Raw genomic sequence first — 13,147 nt, forward strand, 5'->3', positions numbered from 1 at the left:
ATGAAATTGTGGGGTGGAAGATTTACGGAAAACGTGGATGAGTTGGCGCAGGCCTTCAATGCCTCTCTCCCCTTTGATAAGCGTTTGGCCGTGGAGGACTTGGAGGGCTCCCTTGCCCATGTGAAAATGCTTTCCAAGGTGGGGGTTCTCACGGAAGAGGAAGGTCGGAAGATCCAAGAGGGATTGGAAGGGATTCGAAAGGATTTACAGTCCGGGAAGCTTTTGATAGAAGGGGATGCGGAGGACATTCATTCCTTTGTGGAAACGGTTTTAATTCAAAGAATCGGAGAGCTGGGGAAGAAATTGCATACCGGCCGCTCTCGAAATGACCAGGTAGCACTGGATATGCGTCTTTATGTACGGAGAAACAGTGAAGAATGCAGAGGGTATCTGGAGGAATTACTTGCCGTCATTGAAAAACTCATGGAGAAGCATAGAAGAGATATTATGCCGGGCTTTACCCATTTGCAAAAGGCTCAACCAACTACCATCGCTCATCACTTCGGGGCCTATAAGGAAATGTTTTTAAGAGACAGGAGTCGTCTTTTGGACGGAGAGAAGAGAATGAATTTCTCTCCCTTGGGCGCCGGAGCTTTCGGCGGCACCACCTATCCTCTGGACCGGGAAATGGTGGCAAAGGAGCTTGGCTTTACCGCTGCTACGGAAAATTCCATGGATTCCGTTTCGGATCGGGACTATCTGATTGAATATCTATTCAGTCTGTCCATGATCAGTATGCATTTATCCAGACTGTGTGAGGAAATCATTCTTTGGAACAGCAACGATTATGGCTACATCCGCTTGTCCGACAAATATTCCACAGGCTCCAGCATTATGCCCCAGAAGAAGAATCCGGATATGGCGGAGTTGATTCGGGGAAAAACCGGAAGAGTTTACGGCAATCTCTTTTCTCTTCTGACCACCATGAAGGGACTGCCCCTGGCCTATAACAAGGATATGCAGGAGGATAAGGAGGTGGCCTTCGACAGTATGGACACCCTGCAATTTTGTCTTCGCGTCATGGCGAAAATGCTGGACAGCATGGAATTCCGTTTGGAACGCCTTCGGGAAAGCGCGAAAAAGGGCTTCAGCAATGCTACGGATGTGGCAGATTATCTGGTGAAAAAAGGCATGCCCTTCCGTACTGCCCACGGTGTTGTGGGAGAGTTGGTTTTGTACTGTGAGAAGGAAGGAAAGGATTTGGAAGAGCTTTCCTTGGAAGAGTACAGAAAGTTTTCCGATTTAGTGGAAGAGGATATCTATGATGCTATTTCTCTGGAAAGCTGCGTAAAGAACAGGAAGACCAAAGGAGCTCCCGGAGCGCTTTGGGAGAAATAAAATAGAGGATGTAAACTTCAGGACTTTTCCTTAATGTATAGGTCTGAAATCAGGACACGCTCTCGCTAACCTCGCCTCGTAGGGGATACTAAGCGAAAAACTGCAGTACCTTTGTTTTTCGCAAGTACCCACGGGCTCAGATTGTCCTTCTTTTAGACCTATGCATTCGGAAAAGTAAGCTTGTTTGCATCTTCTTTTTTATTTCCCGGTCGCTGAAAAAAGAATACATCGGGAACTATCGAAATGAGGAGAAATTATTATTCTCTATGGAGGAATTAATATTCATAAAAAAGGAATAATTGTGGATATAATTGAATAAATATGCTTGACATATGAATAAATATCTATTATTCTAAGCTGGTCTTGAGGATAGAGCAGCGTTTTTGGAGAAGATGGATTTTTGAAAGGAGTCAATATGGGAAGCATGATACCGGAGGGAAATACCAAGGGGGAGAAGATTATCCTGGCTTATTCGGGAGGTTTGGATACCACTGCCATTATTCCCTGGCTGAAGGAGAATTTTGGCTATAAGGTGATTTGTGTCTGCGTGGATGTGGGGCAGGAAGAGGAGCTCTCCGACCTTCCGGAACGGGCGAAGTTGTCCGGAGCGGAGAAACTGTATATCGAACATATTCAGGATGAATTTTGCGAGGAATATGTTCTTCCCTGTATTCAAGCCAATGCCTGCTATGAAAATAAATATCTTTTGGGGACTTCCATGGCTCGTCCGGCTATTGCAAAAAGATTGGTGGAGATCGCCAAGAAGGAGGGGGCTACCGCCATTTGTCACGGAGCTACCGGAAAGGGTAACGATCAGATTCGTTTTGAGCTGGGCATTAAGGCCTTAGCACCGGAGCTGCATATTCTTGCCCCTTGGCGGATGACGGAGCTTTGGACCTTTCAGTCCAGGGAAGATGAAATGGCATACTGTAAGGAAAAGGGCATTGACCTGGCTTTTGGAAGCCATGAGAATTCCTACAGCAGGGACAGAAATCTTTGGCATATTTCCCATGAAGGCTTGGAGCTGGAGGACCCGGAGACGGAGCCGAATTATGAGCATCTTTTGATGCTCTCCGTAACGCCCCAGAAGGCACCGGATCAGGAAACCGCTCTATCCATTACTTGGGAAAAGGGAGTGCCGGTGGCACTAAATGGGAAGAAAATGTCCTTGAAGGAGATGATTGAGGAACTGAATCACCTGGGGGGAAAGAACGGTATCGGTATTGTGGATATTGTGGAGAACCGCGTGGTGGGGATGAAGAGTCGTGGAGTTTACGAAACTCCCGGGGGAACCATTCTTTTGGAAGCCCATAAGCAGTTGGAAGAGCTGATTTTGGATCGGCAGACCATGGAAATGAAGAAAATCGTAGAGGAGAAGTTTTCTCAGGTGGTTTATGAAGGAAAGTGGTTTGCTCCTCTTCGGGAAGCTTTGCAGGCCTTTGTGAAGAGCACCCAGGAGAAGGTATCCGGAGAGACCAAGATGAAGCTTTATAAGGGAAATATCATAAAGGCGGGAACCTCTTCTCCCTATTCTCTTTACAATGCTTCCCTGGCAAGCTTTACCACGGGAGATTTATATGATCATAAGGATGCCGGGGGCTTCATCACTCTTTTCGGACTCCCGGAGCTAGTAAGGGCTTTACAGGAGAAGAAAGCGTAAAAGGAAGTTTTTCATAAGAATAAATTCTTTCCTTCGAAGAATAATAAAGCAAAATACTGTGTGAAGGTTCCAAGCCGGTGGAGGAAGAGGGCTTGGAACCTTGCTTTGTGTTTAGGTCTGTTCTCCCTGTATCGTGTCCTGTCTTGTTGGCGTCACTCAAGCGATTTGGGCGATCATATTGCATTGAGAAAGCTTGTGTATAACAGAAAGCTTGTGCGAAACGGAAAGCTTGTGTAAAACAGAAAACTTGTATAAAACAGAAATATTATGCTAGTATAAACAGCAAAATTATAGGATATAGGATTGGTATGTTATAGAAGTCCATTAAGGGCCGAGTGCAGGAGGGGGAAAGCTATGAAAGAGCAGAAGCAAGAAACCGTTGTTCAGTATTTAGAGGCTCTTTCTTCCAAGAGCCCTATTCCCGGAGGCGGCGGGGCGGCAGCGCTATCGGCTGCATTTGCCTTTTCTCTGGGAATGATGGTGGGAAATCTTACATTGGGAAAGAAGAGCTATGCGGATTTTCAGAATGAGTTGGAAGAAATCATGAAATCCCTGGAGGAAGCAAAACAGAAAGCCCTAGCGTTGGAAGCAAGGGATGAAGAGGTTTTCCTGCCTCTGTCAAAGGCATATTCCTTACCCAGAGAAACAGAGGAAGAACAAAAGATTTACAGGGAAACTATGGAGAACTGTCTTATAGAGGCATCCTTGGTACCCACAGAGCTTTTGGAGCTATGCTTAGAGAAGCTTCCATTATTTGCCCGATTACAGGAGAAGGGATCCCGAATTGCCCTGTCGGATGTGGGGGTGGGTGCCGGCTTCCTGAAGACAGCCATGGAAAGTGCCATACTGAATGTATATATCAATACCAAAAGTATGCAGAATCGGGAAATCAAGGCGAAAAGAGAGGCAGTTTGCCATAGGGCAAGAACGGGCATTTCTTCGCTGGAAGAGATTATTCAGGCGGTGGAAAACGTGGTAAGAGGAGCATAAAGACTTAATTTCAAATGGGGAAAGGAGTAGTAAGGAAGTATGGAAGAATTATTGGGAAAACCGGTGGCGGAAGAAATAGAGAAGGAATGTGTGGCCTTTTTGGCGGAAAGACCCGGGGTGATGCCGGCTCTGGCGCTTATCCGTGTAGGAGAAAGGACGGCGGATGTTACCTATGAGAAGGCCATTAAAAAGCGTTTTCTATCCTTCGGATTGGAAGTAAAGAGCTATCAGCTTCCGGCGGATTGCAGCAATGAACAGTTTCAGGAGGTTATTCAATTTTTAAATGATGATGAAGAGATTCACGGAATCATGATATTTCGTCCCCTTCCCTCTCATTTGGATCAGGAAACAGCCTTCAGAATGATTAAGAGAGAAAAGGATGTGGAAGGGGTCAGCAGAGAGAATATGGCGGGCTTGATTTTAAAGGATGAAAGTGCCTTTGCGCCCTGCACTGCACAGGCAGTTATGGAAATGTGCCGTTTTTATAAGATTCCCCTGGCGGGAAAGGAAGTTTGCATTTTGGGACGTTCTTTGGTAGTGGGAAGACCCTTGTCCATCCTGATGACCAATGAGGATGCCACGGTAACTCTCTGTCACAGTAAAACGAGTAATATAAAAGAAGTGACCAAGAGAACGGATGTTTTGGTTTGCTGTATGGGAAAAGCAAAAGCAATAGGCTCTTCTTATTGTAAGGAGGGGGCTACGGTAATCGACGTGGGAACCAACCGGGATGAAAAGGGAAATATTGTAGGAGATGTGGATTTTGATACCATGGCTACCGTTGCCGGAAAGATTTCTCCTGTACCCGGAGGTTTGGGGGCTGTAACTACTGCGGTATTGGCCAAGCAGCTTTTGAAAGCCTACCGTTTACAGGAGAAGGGATAAGGAGCTGTAAAAAATCAAAATGATAAATAGATTTTCGGCAATATAGGTCTAAATGAAAGGTAGTCTGAGCCCGTCGGTACTTGCGAAAAACAAGAGAATCGAAGTTTTTCGCTTAGTATCCGCTACGTGGCGAAGCTAGCGAGAGCGTGCCCCGAATTTAGACCTATATTGCTTAGAAAACTATTTTGATTTTTTTTACAGCCCCTTCTTTCTATTTTCAGAAAATTTTTAACAGAAATAGAAAATGAAAGGGAAGTCTTCAAGAGCTAGTGACAAAAATTTGACAAAAAAATTTTTTGCTACTTGTACAAATATCATAAAAAAAGTAAGAAAATATAGGAGAATTCTATGCACAAAATTCCGTGCATAGGGTTCTCTTTCTTTGTTTTTAAGAATCTTCATAGTATAATAAGAATTGTCTATGAGAAAGATTTTGGGAGGTATAAAAATGGGTGTTACCACTTTTAAGGGTGGCGTTCATCCCTATGATGGAAAGGAATTGGCAATGGATAAGTCCATTGTTGATTTGCGTCCTGAGGGGTTGATGGTTTATCCACTTTCGCAGCACATTGGAGCCCCTGCCAAGCCCTTGGTACAAAAGGGAGATCGGGTTCTTTTAGGACAGAAGATTGCAGAGGCAAACGGCTTTATTTCCGCACCTGTTATTTCTTCTGTGTCAGGTACCGTTAAAGCCATTGAGAAGAGACTGACCGTAGGGGGAGCTATGGTGGAGTCCATTGTGGTGGATAATGATCAACAATATGAATCCATTCCGGGCTTTGGTGATAAAAGAGACTACAAAGCAATGTCTCGGGAAGAAATTGTAAACATCGTAAGAGACGCCGGCATTGTGGGCTTAGGAGGCGCCGGTTTCCCTACTTTTGTAAAGCTTAGTCCGAAAGAAATCGATAAGATTGATTTATTTTTGGTAAACGGTGCAGAGTGTGAGCCTTATCTTACCTCCGATTACAGAGATATGATGGAGATGCCGGAGAAACTGATTGGCGGTTTACAGGTAGTCCTCTCCATTTTCCCCAATGCCAGGGGAAAGATTTGCATTGAAGACAACAAACCGGAAGCAATCAAGCTTTTGACGGAAAAAGTTAAGGGCATGGACAATATTGAGGTAGTAGCCTTAAGAACCCGTTACCCTCAGGGGGGAGAGCGTCAGCTGATTTATGCTGCCAGCGGAAGAAAGATTAATTCCTCCATGTTACCGGCGGATGCAGGGGTTGTAGTGGACAATGTAGACACCGTTGTGGCTATTTATGAGGCGGTTTGCGAGTCCAAGCCTTTGGTCAGAAAGATTTTAACCGTAACCGGAGATGCGGTAGCAAGTCCCGGTAACTTTCGTGTGCCCTTGGGAACCAATTATCAGCAGGTGATTTCTGCAGCAGGCGGTTTCTCGGAGGATCCGGAGAAGGTGATTTCCGGAGGTCCCATGATGGGTATGCCGCTTTTTGTGCTGGATATTCCTGTGACCAAGAACTCCAGCTCTATTTTGGCATTTAAGAAGGATCCGGTGGCGGAAGAAGCGACCACTCCCTGCATTAACTGCGGAAGATGCGTTACTGCCTGCCCGGAGAATTTGATGCCTACATTGATGATGGTGGCTTCTCTTCAAAAGAACACGGAACGCTTTGAAAAGCTTTACGGTATGGAGTGTATCGAGTGCGGATGCTGTTCTTATGTGTGTCCCGCAAAGCGTCCTTTAACCCAGGGCTTTAAGCAGATGAAGAGAAAAGTCAATGCAGAGAAGAGAGCAAAAGCCGCAAAGGCCCAGGGAGGTAAATAAATGAAACTTTTACATCTTTCTGCGAATCCCCATGTGCGTGACAGGGTGACTTCCGCGGAATTAATGAGAGACGTTGTGATTGCCATGCTTCCCACCGCTATTTACGGTGTTTTACAGTGGGGATTTCACGCTCTATTGGTAGTGGTACTCACCACTTTGATGGCGGTATTTACAGAGTTTGCTTATCAGAAGGCTATGAAGCTGCCGGTGACGGTGAATGACTGGTCGGCCGCGGTAACCGGTATGATTTTGGCATTAAACTGTCCTCCGGGAATTCCTTATTGGATTCCTATGGTGGGATCCGTGTTTGCCATTATTGTGGTTAAGCAGCTTTACGGAGGCTTGGGAGCCAACTTCATGAACCCGGCTTTAGCGGCTCGTTGCTTCCTGCTGATTTCCTTTGCAGGAAAGATGACTGCTTTCAACAACGCAGGGGCAGACGGAATTGCCACCGCAACCCCTCTTGCAATTTTAAAAACAACTCCGGATGCCAGCATGAATTTGATGGATATGTTTGTGGGAAGAATTCCGGGAACCATCGGAGAGGTATCTAAGATTTGTCTTTTGATCGGTGCTTTATACCTGATTGTTCGGAAGGTTATTTCTCCGAAAATGCCTTTGATTTATATCGGAACCGTAGCGCTGTTTACCCTGATCTTCTCCGGAAGAGGATTTGATATGCATTACCTTGCTTCCGAAATCTTAGGAGGCGGACTGATTTTCGGTGCCTTTTTTATGCTGACAGACTATGTATCTTCTCCCATTACCCCCAACGGACAGATTGTCTTTGCGGTGCTTGTGGGAATTTTAACCGGACTCTTCCGTCTTTTCGGCGGTTCTGCAGAGGGAGTTTCCTATGCGATTATTTTGAGCAATATTTTGGTACCGACGATTAATAACATGACGATACCGAAGGCATTTGGCAGGGAGGGAAAGTAAGATGAAAAAAGATTCCTTTATGAAAGACGCCTTAGTGCTTACTGCCATTACCTTGATCTCCGGACTGCTTTTGGGCGTGGTATACGGAATGACGAAGGATACCATTGCCAATGCCATTAAAGAAGCAACCAACAAAGCCTACAAAGTGGTTTTGGATGCTGCGGATTATGACAGTGAGGAACTGAAGGATACTTTGCAGAAGGCTACCGAAGAAGGTACCTTGGCAACGGATAACGGCGGTGCAGAGCTGACGGACGCCATTGTGGCGAAGGATGCTTCAGGAGAAACTGTAGGATATGTGCTGAAGGGACATGCAGCAGGCTACGGCGGTCCCGTTGTAGTGGTTGTAGGTGTGGATAAAGACTTAAAGGTTACCGGAATTTCTTTCCCGGAAACCTTACCGGAGACGGCAGGTCTTGGACAAAAAGCAACTCTTCCCGAGTTCTACGAGCAGTTTGCCGGAAAAACCACAAAGATTGCCGTGAAAAAAGGCGGCGGTGCAGGAGAGAATGAAATCGATGCGATTTCCGGTGCCACCATTACCAGTACTGCGGTAACCAATACGGTAAATGCATCCACGGAATTTGTGGAAAATTACGTTTTAAAGTAGGAGGGGGAAATGAATAAATACATAGAAAGATTATATAACGGTATTATCAAAGAAAACCCTACCTTCATTATCATGCTGGGAATGTGTCCTACCTTGGCAACCACCACCAGTGCGATAAACGGATTGGGAATGGGATTGTCCACCACAGCGGTATTAATGTTTTCCAATATGCTGATTTCCGCCCTTCGTAAAACTATTCCGGAGCGTATGCGTCTTCCGGGAGAAATCGTGGTAGTAGCATCTTTGGTTACCATTGTTCAGCTTTTGATTCAGGCCTATGTACCGGCTTTATATGAGGCTTTGGGAATTTATATTCCTTTGATTGTAGTTAACTGTATCATTTTAGGAAGAGCGGAGTCCTATGCTTTGTTTAACGGCCCGGCCTTATCCTTCTTTGACGGTCTGGGCATGGGCATCGGCTTCACTTTGGCCTTAACCGTTATCGGATCCGTAAGAGAGTTAATCGGTGCAGGAACCATCTTTAACTTTAGACTGATTCCGGAGGCCTACAGCATCAGTATTTTCGTATTGGCTCCTGGAGCCTTCCTGGTTCTGGCGGTTCTTACCGCAATTCAGAACAAGCTGCGTCTTCCCTCTGCAACCAATGGGGATGCTCCGGAGGAATTTGTTTGCGGCGGAAACTGCATGGGCTGCTTCTCCGAGTGCAAAGAAAAAGCTCCTGAAAAGAGTGAAGTAGAGAAGAAGGAGGCGGCAGTATGATTGATTTGCTATTGATTGCCATTAAATATTCCCTGGTCAGTAACGTAGTGCTTTCCCAGTTCTTGGGAATCTGTCCTTTCCTGGGAGTATCAAAGAAGACAGAGTCCTCCAAGGGTATGGGAGGAGCGGTAATCTTCGTTATCGTGATTGCCTCCGTAATTACCCATGGAATCTATGTTGCCTTCCTGGCGGCTTCCAGCCCCCTTTGCAAGGCCCTGGGCTTAACGGATGGTTTAGAGTATCTGAATACCATCGTGTTCATCTTGGTTATTGCGGCTCTGGTACAGTTTGTAGAGATGTTCTTAAAGAAGAATGTACCTTCTCTTTATGAGTCCTTGGGTGTGTATCTTCCTCTGATTACCACAAACTGTGCGGTTTTGGGTGTGGCCTTGAATAATGTTTCTTATGGTTATAACTTTGCCCAGAGCTTAGTATACGGACTGGGAATTTCCGTAGGTTTTGCTTTAGCATTATTGCTTATGGCAGGAATCCGGGAGAATATTATCGAAGGGAACGACAGGATTCCCCACTCTTTCCAGGGTTCTCCCATTGTACTGGTTACCGCAGCCCTTATGGCGATTGCATTCTTCGGCTTTGGCGGATTGATTTAAGGAGGATTGAGTATGAGTCTAATGACAACATTGGTCCTGGTTGCCGCCGGTTTAGTGGGTGCAACAGGTTTGATTTTGGGCGTATTTTTAGGAGTGGCCTCCGAGAAATTCAAGGTGGAGGTGGATGAAACAGAGGCGAAGATTCGTGCGGCACTTCCGGGAAACAACTGCGGTGCCTGCGGATTCCCCGGCTGTGACGGCTGTGCTAAGGCTATGGCATTGGGAGAGGCTCCTGTAACACAGTGTCCGGTAGGAGGAAGTCCCGTAGCGGAGAAGATTGCGCAAATTCTTGGCACCGGAGAGGTGTCCATGGACCAGGAAAAAAAGGTTGCCCATGTACACTGCCAGGGATCCTGCTCCAAGACAAAGCAGATTGCCAGCTATACAGGTATTGCCGATTGCAATGACTTGGCGGTGGTTCCGGGAGGAACGGAAAAGTCCTGCCCATACTCTTGCTGTGGCTATGGCTCCTGCGTAAAGGTCTGTGCCTTTGATGCTATTCATGTGGTGGATGGTGTTGCCATTGTGGATAAGGAGAAGTGTACAGCCTGCGGTGCTTGTATTAAAGCTTGCCCCAAGGCGTTGATTTCCTTTGTTCCTTATAAGAAGAAACACATTGTTTCCTGTAAGAATCTCTTAAAGGGCAAGGCGGTAAAGGATAGCTGTTCCATCGGCTGTATTGCCTGTGGAATTTGTGAAAAGAATTGCCCCTTCGATGCCATTCATGTCCTGAATGATTTGGCGGTGATGAATGAAAAATGTACCGATTGCGGTATTTGTGCCCAGAAGTGTCCCACTTCCGCCATTACTGGAAAAAGAGTGAAGAAGGTAGAAGCAAAGGAAGCTCCCGTACAGGAAAAGAAGGAAGAGGCTAAGGAAGCTCCCGTTTCCGCAGGCTAAATGCAAAAGATATCTTTATCATCATCAGGATATGGCAGAAAAGAGTATTTCATAAGCATAAAGAAATAAACTGAATAAAAATTTTCATAAAACTCTTTTAAAACTTACAAAAGTAGTCGATAAAGTATCTGTTGTGAAAATTTTCATAAAAAGGGAACTGTCCCGAAAAGACAAAATAAGAAAGAAAATTACAGTAAAAAGTACTAAAAGTAAAAAAGAACTACCATAAAATTTGCTTTTGCTTTGAAAGAAATTGTAAAAGTTTTTTTCTTAACAATATTGTCTATTTCTCAGGGCTAGTGTAGAATCCTCTTTATATGGAAAATGGCAACGGGAATTATCTCGTAAGTGAGCAATCAAGGAGGAGAGCGGCATGAAGGAATGGTCAAAGGCATTCAGAAATCTAACGATTCTGAGTCAGTTTGGATTATCCCTTGCAATGCCGCTTTTATTATGCTTATTTGTGGCATATCAATTAAGAGAGCACTTTCACCTTTCTTACTGGATATACCTGCCTGCATTTTTCTTCGGTCTTGCGGCTTCCTTTATGACAGCCTATAAGTTTTATCTGTCTGTTTCCGAGAAGGAGAAGAAGCAAGAAACAAAGGATAGAGCTTTTAACCAACATCGTTAGGAAGCTCCGACTTTAGCTTTTACATTAGAAAGGATAAGAAAAATGAAGGTACAATCTACTGTGAAAAAAGAAACTGTGCAGATTGCTGTGCAGTGCGGAATAGCTTGCCTTGTGCTGCTAATCTGTTTTTTCTTTCTTCATATAGCAAAACCGGAAATAGTCAGCTTTGATTATAAGGTGATTCTTTCCGCCGTATTGGGAAGCTTTGTGGCAGTAATGAATTTTTATCTCATGGGGATTACTGTTCAGGAGATTGTCAACACGGAAAATCAGGAGGATGCTTACCAGAAGATGAGAGCATCTTACCGAAACCGTACCATGCTACAGTTGATTTGGATTGTGATAGCGCTAATCGCTCCCATTTTTAACGCCGTAGCGGGTATTGTTCCCTTACTTTTTCCGGGAGCATTTCTGAGAATACGAGGGGTTCTCGACTGGAAAAAGAATACGAAAACACAAGGAGGTGAAAACTAGAGTATGAATTTTGATATTTCTGGAGCAAAAATATTCCTTAAAATTCCTACAGGAATTCCTTTCCTAGGAGATTTTCTGCTTTCGGAAACCCTAGTGGTCAGCTGGATAGTTATGGCGATTATCACCGGACTATGTATCTTCCTTACCCGAAATCTGCGGGTGGAAAATATTAGTAAACGACAAGCCATTGCAGAGCTGATTGTAGAAAGTGCCAACAACTTAGTGCGCAGTAATACGGGAGGAACCAAGTTTGATAAGATGATTCCTTTTGTGGCAGCCCTTTTTGGCACCAGTATCGTTTCCAACTTAATCAGTTTGACCGGATTACGAAGCCCTACCGCAGATCTGTCCACAGAGGCAGCCTGGGCACTTACGGTTTACGTAATCATCATTGCAAACAAGATTAAGGCAGGTGGAGTTATTGGATTTTTGAAGGGATTTACCCAGCCCATTCCGGTTATGACGCCGTTTAACATCCTTTCGGATGTGGCTACCCCCATTAGTATGGCATGTCGTCATTTCGGTAACATTTTGTCAGGAGTGGTTATCAGTGGTTTGATTTATGCATCATTGACCATTGCCTCTTCCGCAGTTTTGGGATTGATTCCCGGTGTTGTAGGAGATTTTCTATCAAACATTCCTATTTTTGCAGTGGGTCTGCCCGCTATCGTAGGATTTTATTTTGACTGGTTTTCCAGTGCCATGCAGGCATTTATTTTTACCATGTTGACGATCATGTATATCGCCAACGCAGCAGAAGGATAAACAAATTAATTTAGGAGGACAAGAAAATGAGTGAATTTCAGTTTTTAGCAAGAGGTATTGCATTAGCAGGATGTGGAATCGGTGCAGGTGCTGCATTAATCGCCGGTATCGGACCCGGTATCGGAGAAGGTAACGCTGTAGCTAAGGCTTTGGAAGCTATCGGAAGACAGCCCGAGTGTAAGGGTGATGTTACTTCTACCATGTTATTAGGTTGTGCGATTGCCGAGACAACCGGTATTTACGGATTCGTAACCGGTCTTCTTCTGATCTTCGTTGCTCCCGGTATGTTCATGAATTTCTTAAAGTAAGAACAAGTACGAAGCAAAGCGAAGAAAGGAGAAAAGTATGGAATCGCAACAGTTGGTAACCATCATTCCATGGACCTTCATTGCCCAGATTTTGAACCTTTTTATTCAGGTATATCTCATTAAGCGTTTTCTTTTTAAGCCCATTAACGAGGTTTTAAAGAAGAGACAGGAAGCGGCAGATAAGGATATACAAGAGGCAAAGAAAGCAAAAGAAGCAGCTGAGGCTGTTAAGACAGAATATGAGACCAGTATGTCTGATGCTAGAGGAGAGGCAAACCGTATCATCGAGGATGCGAAGAAGGATGCCAACCTCCGTGCCGAGGAATTGATTAAAGAGGCGGAACAGCACGCAAGCTCCATTAAGGCAAAGGCAGAAGAGGATATCCGTTTAGAGAGAAAGAAAGCCTTGAATGAGGTAAAGGATGAAATCGGAAGCATTGCTATGGATATTGCGGGAAAAGTTGTGGAGAAGGAAATCCACGAAGATGAGCATAAAGCTTTAATTGATGAGTTCTTAC

The 13,147-nt window shown here is 44.9% G+C and carries 15 protein-coding genes; all 15 read left to right on the top strand.

Features of this window, described 5'->3' with window-relative positions; all coding sequences use genetic code 11:
* Entirely contained in the window at positions 1 to 1,338 is a 1,338-nt protein-coding gene (gene argH / locus RYL27_RS03875) for an argininosuccinate lyase (protein ID WP_314965378.1), read from the top strand.
* Between the two features lie 415 nt (positions 1,339 to 1,753).
* Complete coding sequence (locus RYL27_RS03880; RefSeq protein WP_304073245.1) at positions 1,754 to 2,998, top strand: argininosuccinate synthase; 1,245 nt, start codon at positions 1,754 to 1,756, stop codon at positions 2,996 to 2,998.
* A 354-nt stretch (positions 2,999 to 3,352) separates the two neighbouring features.
* Positions 3,353 to 3,988 (top strand): cyclodeaminase/cyclohydrolase family protein, encoded by a 636-nt coding sequence (locus RYL27_RS03885; RefSeq protein ID WP_314965380.1) that lies wholly within the window; start codon positions 3,353 to 3,355, stop codon positions 3,986 to 3,988.
* Between the two features lie 39 nt (positions 3,989 to 4,027).
* Positions 4,028 to 4,873: a bifunctional 5,10-methylenetetrahydrofolate dehydrogenase/5,10-methenyltetrahydrofolate cyclohydrolase gene (locus RYL27_RS03890; RefSeq protein WP_314965382.1), complete on the top strand. Its 846-nt coding sequence runs from the start codon at positions 4,028 to 4,030 to the stop codon at positions 4,871 to 4,873.
* A gap of 448 nt (positions 4,874 to 5,321) precedes the next feature.
* Positions 5,322 to 6,668: an electron transport complex subunit RsxC gene (gene rsxC, locus RYL27_RS03895; RefSeq protein ID WP_314965384.1), complete on the top strand. Its 1,347-nt coding sequence runs from the start codon at positions 5,322 to 5,324 to the stop codon at positions 6,666 to 6,668.
* A complete protein-coding gene (locus tag RYL27_RS03900) occupies positions 6,669 to 7,607 on the top strand; it encodes an RnfABCDGE type electron transport complex subunit D (RefSeq protein ID WP_314965386.1) in 939 nt (312 codons plus the stop codon).
* A gap of 1 nt (position 7,608) precedes the next feature.
* Positions 7,609 to 8,217, top strand: a complete 609-nt coding sequence (locus RYL27_RS03905; RefSeq protein WP_304072188.1) for an RnfABCDGE type electron transport complex subunit G — start codon at positions 7,609 to 7,611, stop codon at positions 8,215 to 8,217.
* A 9-nt stretch (positions 8,218 to 8,226) separates the two neighbouring features.
* The gene (rsxE, locus tag RYL27_RS03910; RefSeq protein WP_007157840.1) at positions 8,227 to 8,937 is read left to right on the top strand and encodes an electron transport complex subunit RsxE; all 711 of its coding nucleotides are present in this window, start codon (positions 8,227 to 8,229) and stop codon (positions 8,935 to 8,937) included.
* On the top strand, positions 8,934 to 9,548 hold the full coding sequence (locus tag RYL27_RS03915; protein WP_007157839.1) for an electron transport complex protein RnfA: 615 nt from the start codon (positions 8,934 to 8,936) through the stop codon (positions 9,546 to 9,548). The genes rsxE and RYL27_RS03915 overlap by 4 nt, the downstream gene beginning before the upstream one ends.
* A 12-nt stretch (positions 9,549 to 9,560) precedes the next feature.
* Positions 9,561 to 10,448 carry an RnfABCDGE type electron transport complex subunit B gene (locus RYL27_RS03920; RefSeq protein ID WP_007157838.1) on the top strand — a complete coding sequence of 296 codons (888 nt, stop codon included), beginning with the start codon at positions 9,561 to 9,563 and terminating at the stop codon, positions 10,446 to 10,448.
* 373 nt (positions 10,449 to 10,821) lie between these two features.
* Positions 10,822 to 11,082, top strand: coding sequence for an AtpZ/AtpI family protein (locus RYL27_RS03925; RefSeq protein ID WP_007157837.1), 261 nt, complete (start codon positions 10,822 to 10,824; stop codon positions 11,080 to 11,082).
* A gap of 42 nt (positions 11,083 to 11,124) precedes the next feature.
* Positions 11,125 to 11,556 carry an ATP synthase subunit I gene (locus RYL27_RS03930; RefSeq protein ID WP_007157836.1) on the top strand — a complete coding sequence of 144 codons (432 nt, stop codon included), beginning with the start codon at positions 11,125 to 11,127 and terminating at the stop codon, positions 11,554 to 11,556.
* A 3-nt stretch (positions 11,557 to 11,559) separates the two neighbouring features.
* Complete coding sequence (locus RYL27_RS03935) at positions 11,560 to 12,321, top strand: F0F1 ATP synthase subunit A (protein ID WP_183683049.1); 762 nt, start codon at positions 11,560 to 11,562, stop codon at positions 12,319 to 12,321.
* 26 nt (positions 12,322 to 12,347) lie between these two features.
* Complete coding sequence (gene atpE, locus RYL27_RS03940) at positions 12,348 to 12,629, top strand: ATP synthase F0 subunit C (protein ID WP_007157834.1); 282 nt, start codon at positions 12,348 to 12,350, stop codon at positions 12,627 to 12,629.
* A 37-nt stretch (positions 12,630 to 12,666) separates the two neighbouring features.
* A partial coding sequence (gene atpF, locus RYL27_RS03945) for a F0F1 ATP synthase subunit B (RefSeq protein ID WP_314965393.1) occupies positions 12,667 to 13,147 on the top strand: 481 nt, incomplete at its 3' end.

It is taken from the genome of Oribacterium sinus, from assembly GCF_963537195.1.
Classification (GTDB): Bacteria; Bacillota; Clostridia; order Lachnospirales; family Lachnospiraceae; genus Oribacterium; species Oribacterium sinus_A.

Bases quoted from the DNA above. Each gene is read 5' to 3' on its own strand.
- argH (WP_314965378.1), top strand. From the start codon at position 1: ATGAAATTGTGGGGTGGAAGATTTACGGAAAACGTGGATGAGTTGGCG.
- RYL27_RS03880 (WP_304073245.1), top strand. From the start codon at position 1,754: ATGGGAAGCATGATACCGGAGGGAAATACCAAGGGGGAGAAGATTATC.
- RYL27_RS03885 (WP_314965380.1), top strand. From the start codon at position 3,353: ATGAAAGAGCAGAAGCAAGAAACCGTTGTTCAGTATTTAGAGGCTCTT.
- RYL27_RS03890 (WP_314965382.1), top strand. From the start codon at position 4,028: ATGGAAGAATTATTGGGAAAACCGGTGGCGGAAGAAATAGAGAAGGAA.
- rsxC (WP_314965384.1), top strand. From the start codon at position 5,322: ATGGGTGTTACCACTTTTAAGGGTGGCGTTCATCCCTATGATGGAAAG.
- RYL27_RS03900 (WP_314965386.1), top strand. From the start codon at position 6,669: ATGAAACTTTTACATCTTTCTGCGAATCCCCATGTGCGTGACAGGGTG.
- RYL27_RS03905 (WP_304072188.1), top strand. From the start codon at position 7,609: ATGAAAAAAGATTCCTTTATGAAAGACGCCTTAGTGCTTACTGCCATT.
- rsxE (WP_007157840.1), top strand. From the start codon at position 8,227: ATGAATAAATACATAGAAAGATTATATAACGGTATTATCAAAGAAAAC.
- RYL27_RS03915 (WP_007157839.1), top strand. From the start codon at position 8,934: ATGATTGATTTGCTATTGATTGCCATTAAATATTCCCTGGTCAGTAAC.
- RYL27_RS03920 (WP_007157838.1), top strand. From the start codon at position 9,561: ATGAGTCTAATGACAACATTGGTCCTGGTTGCCGCCGGTTTAGTGGGT.
- RYL27_RS03925 (WP_007157837.1), top strand. From the start codon at position 10,822: ATGAAGGAATGGTCAAAGGCATTCAGAAATCTAACGATTCTGAGTCAG.
- RYL27_RS03930 (WP_007157836.1), top strand. From the start codon at position 11,125: ATGAAGGTACAATCTACTGTGAAAAAAGAAACTGTGCAGATTGCTGTG.
- RYL27_RS03935 (WP_183683049.1), top strand. From the start codon at position 11,560: ATGAATTTTGATATTTCTGGAGCAAAAATATTCCTTAAAATTCCTACA.
- atpE (WP_007157834.1), top strand. From the start codon at position 12,348: ATGAGTGAATTTCAGTTTTTAGCAAGAGGTATTGCATTAGCAGGATGT.